The sequence below is a fragment of the Lutimonas sp. genome (assembly GCF_051011215.1).
In the GTDB taxonomy this organism is placed as follows: Bacteria; Bacteroidota; Bacteroidia; order Flavobacteriales; family Flavobacteriaceae; genus Lutimonas.
In genome coordinates this window covers 1-4,416 of the sequence record NZ_JBPCUJ010000078.1, presented here as the reverse complement: position 1 = coordinate 4,416, position 4,416 = coordinate 1, and the positions used below count along the sequence as shown (strand labels likewise).

Genomic DNA, 4,416 nt, shown 5'->3' with positions numbered 1-4,416 from the left:
ACGTTTTCGTCTACTGTAAACGTAACGGTTACGTCTCCATTAGTCTTCTCCATGATTGGAGCAGATTCCAATAAAGTACCTTCGTAATCTGACAAAACGACTGAGGATGAGTTAGTTAAGTTGGTAGTAAAAGAAGCCATAACCAACAATACGGCAATTGCAATAGTAAAATTTTTCATAATAATAAACTTTTAGATTTGTTTTGTATGTATTGTATATCAGCTCAAATAAGCTAATACACCAAATGTATCGGCTAAAAGGATATAAACCAATAGCGGAATCAGGTATTTTTAGATCTACCCAGAAACTACTAGATTTATCCCCAAAAACCACTAATTTGGTGTTCGAAAGATATAAAAATCTATTATTATGTGTTTTTCTCTAGTCTATTGCATGTAATTATTGGTGTTTAATGATTGTAAAGTACTGATAAACATATGCTTACCATGATGTTGTCTTATTTTTTTAAAACTTTCATTTGAATATTCAAAATTCTTTTTCTATATTGCATCTTCGTTAGCATTTGAATTTAATTTCAATAGTTGAAATATTTTATAGTAAGGAGAGAAGTTATTTGTTTATAGAAACTTGTTTCACTTCTCTCCTAACTCCCTTTCCTTTTTCCCCTTATAAGAAGAATTCAATTGAATCTTCTTTAGAAATACTCAAATTTTCAAAATTTGAGTATTTTTTTTGTTCAAAAAATAGTAAGGAGAGAAGCTATTTGATTATTCAATTTATTAGAAAACAATGTGCTTCACTTCTCTCCTTTCTCCCCTTTCGTCTTCTCCAATATCTGGAGTATATTTTTTTGATCTATTTCTAAGATGCAGAATCCCAACTAAGAAGGAGATTAAAATAGTAAGGAGAGAAGCTATTTGATTATTCAATTTATTAGAAAACAATGTGCTTCACTTCTCTCCTTTCTCCCCTTTCGTCTTCTCCATTGTCTGGAGTATTTTGTAGGATCTGGATACTATGCAGATCAATAAATTTTCACTTGAAACGATTCTTAAGTGTAAGAAGGTTAAAATAGTAAGGAGAGAAGCTTTTTATTACTTGATTCGTTAGAAAACAATGTGCTTCACTTCTCTCCTTTCTCCCCTGTCTTCTCTCCTGATTCAAAAACCGGAGTACTTTTTACTGCAAATTTACATTTGCAAGATCATTTCATTGAGAAATTTGATGTCTTTATGTCAATTTCGGAATGTATAGCAATCTTCCCACTTGTTGAAAATAGTAAGGAGAGAAGCAATTTGTTCTAATAGAATGGCAGAAACAATGCGCTTCACTTCTCTCCTTTCTCCCCTGTCTTCTCTCCTGATTAAAAAACCGGAGTATATTATACACTCACAAACTAATTGTTTCTGAGGCATCTCTTTAAGAGAAATTTGATTTTCAAAATGTCATTTTAGGAATTCATAGCAATTTATCCTAGGAGTTATAATAAGGAGAGAAGCTCTTTTTCTTCTTTGAAGCGAAAGTATCTTCTCTCCTTTCCCCCCTTATACCTTTTTTCAAAGGCTGTTTTTTCATAACAGTAACTATTACTTGAATAATTACACTACAAAGATATGCACACATCACAGTTCTCACAATAGAGGAACTTGGGATTTTCAAAATTCCCCAAAAACCGTTAGAAAGAAAAAGTCTAAAAAAAAGGCTGTTTAAACCAGGTTTAAACAGCCGTTACACACTATAACTAAGGTATTAGTCTTATCGTAACCGATCTACAGATTTTACAAGTTTCTCATCCTTAATGATTGCTTTATTTGACAAAACCAAAAAAACAATCACCAAAAGAGGTATGAAAACACCAATACCCTTCTCTGAAACAATTGTTTCTCCAGGTAAGTTTAGTAAATGGTATACAATAATTCCTAACAAAAAAAAGTTTATCACAATATTCAATCTATTGCTTATGATTTGTCTTGTACGATTCTTGTATGCTAGAAAGGATAGGAATGATACCAAACCCGATCCTATAAACAGTATAGGTACGACTAAGTTAAGTATACTCGTATCCTGAAATAAAGAATTTAAATATATTACATCACTATTCTGGTCCACCCAAAATGGGACCAAAAAAGCAACAAGCCATGATAATAGCATGGCAATAATTAAATAAATACTTTGAATTCTTTGTATCATATTCTGAAAATGATGGCAAAAATACATTAATCTTTTTAACAAATAAACTTTATATATTAATTTTATTTTGTAATATTGTCGCATCAAATCGAAACATATTGTAAGGTTACTTCTTTTACGATACCCAATTATATTATCAAAACATATTCATTTAAACAGATAATTCTTGCGAAAGAATTAATATCATTAATTAACATTTATATATGATGTTTGACATAGACGCACTCAAAGAGATGAAACTTTTGGAGTTGCAAGAAATTGCACAAAAAATCGATGTTCCAAAATTTCGTTCCTTGAAAAAACTTGATTTGGTTTATCAAATTTTAGATGTGCAAGCTGCGAACCCAAAGCAATTAAAGGATTCAGCCGCTGCCGTCAATAAACCAAAAAGAAAAAGAATTTCTAAGACAGATTCGGCACCTGAAATGGCTTCCCCAGCCACCGAAACTCCCAAAGAAACACTTCCAAAAACACAAAAACCAAAAGCGAAAGCGAAAGTAGCTCAGAATCCTGTAAGTACTTCTAAACAAGACAAACAAGAAGCGAGAAGCGAAGGAAAAGCAGACAATAGACCTGTAAAAACTGATTCAAAGACCAGTACTGGGGACAAACCTCATGTAAAACAACAGTCGAGAAATCAAAATCAACCGAAAGAGCAAAAGCATCAGAAAGATCAGAATGCTCCCAAGGATCAAAACACAGGCAAAGAACAGAATCAATCGAGAGATCAACATCACTCGAGGGATGCCAAAAAATCTCAAAATCATCACAGAGATCAAAGAAACCAAGGTTCAAATCAACAAAAAGATTCTCGCAACCAACATTCAAAACAGAATCCAAAACAACGTGGTAACGAGGCCAGTAAGCAAGTAAAGTACAGAGATCCTGAATTTGAATTTGACGGTATCATTGAAAGCGAAGGTGTATTGGAAATAATGCCTGACGGATATGGATTCTTGCGATCTTCTGATTACAACTATTTATCTTCTCCTGATGATATTTATGTGTCTCAATCTCAAATTAAATTATTTGGTTTAAAAACCGGAGACACTGTTAAAGGAAAAGTGAGACCTCCAAAAGAAGGAGAAAAGTATTTCCCTTTAATCAGGGTGAGCTTGATCAATGGACTAAGTCCGAGTATCGTTAGAGATCGAGTATCTTTTGAACATTTAACACCTTTGTTTCCTGAAGAGAAATTTAACCTGGCAGAGAAAGGATCTAACTTGTCTACAAGAGTGATTGACTTATTTTCACCTATTGGAAAAGGTCAAAGAGGAATGCTTGTTGCTCAGCCAAAAACAGGTAAAACGATTCTACTTAAAGACATTGCGAATGCCATTGCGGCGAATCATCCTGAGGTATATCAATTAGTATTATTGATTGATGAACGTCCGGAAGAAGTTACCGACATGCAGAGAAATGTAAAAGGTGAAGTAATTGCTTCGACTTTTGATGAATCTGCTGAAAAGCATGTCCGTGTTGCCAATATTGTTCTTGAAAAGGCTAAAAGATTGGTTGAATGTGGTCATGACGTTGTAATTCTATTAGATTCTATCACTCGATTGGCCAGAGCGTACAATACCGTAGCTCCTGCATCCGGAAAGATTCTTTCAGGTGGTATTGATGCCAACGCCCTGCATAAACCAAAAAGATTTTTTGGTGCGGCCAGAAATATTGAAAATGGTGGATCACTTACCATCATTGCTACAGCACTTACTGAAACAGGTTCGAAAATGGACGAAGTTATTTTTGAAGAATTCAAAGGAACTGGTAACATGGAACTTCAATTGGATAGAAATATTTCCAACAGAAGAATTTACCCAGCCATTGACCTGGTTAAATCAAGTACACGTAGAGATGATCTTCTTCATGGTGACAAAGCAAGACAACAAAGACTTTGGGTATTGAGAAAATACCTTGCGGATATGAATCCGATAGAAGCCATGGAATTCGTGAAAGATAAAATCAAATACACGAACAACAATGAAGAATTCTTGATGTCTATGAACGGATAATCATCGTTTTTTATTTTTTTTAGGTAAATTTCCTATTAAAAAACGCTTAAAGAATTGAAAGTCAGGTATAAAAATACCTGACTTTTTTTATGCAAAATCGTTTGTTTATATCTATAAATAATATGTATATTTGCACCCACATCGCGGGATAGAGCAGTAGGTAGCTCGTTGGGCTCATAACCCAAAGGTCGCTGGTTCGAGTCCAGCTCCCGCTACTAGGAAAACCTTTCAGGAAACTGAAAGGTTTTTT

2 protein-coding genes and 1 tRNA gene are annotated in these 4,416 nt (G+C 33.8%); 2 read left to right on the top strand and 1 reads right to left on the bottom strand.

What is annotated here, in order from left to right:
* Nucleotides 1-1,716: 1,716 nt before the first annotated feature.
* Nucleotides 1,717-2,151 carry a DUF4293 domain-containing protein gene (locus ACR2MV_RS07280; RefSeq protein ID WP_434021243.1) on the bottom strand — a complete coding sequence of 145 codons (435 nt, stop codon included), beginning with the start codon at nt 2,149-2,151 and terminating at the stop codon, nt 1,717-1,719.
* A gap of 206 nt (nt 2,152-2,357) precedes the next feature.
* Between ACR2MV_RS07280 and rho the strand changes: the two genes are divergently transcribed.
* Entirely contained in the window at nt 2,358-4,166 is a 1,809-nt protein-coding gene (gene rho / locus ACR2MV_RS07275; RefSeq protein ID WP_434021244.1) for a transcription termination factor Rho, read from the top strand.
* A gap of 142 nt (nt 4,167-4,308) precedes the next feature.
* Nucleotides 4,309-4,381, top strand: a tRNA-Met gene (locus ACR2MV_RS07270).
* Nucleotides 4,382-4,416: the final 35 nt, after the last annotated feature.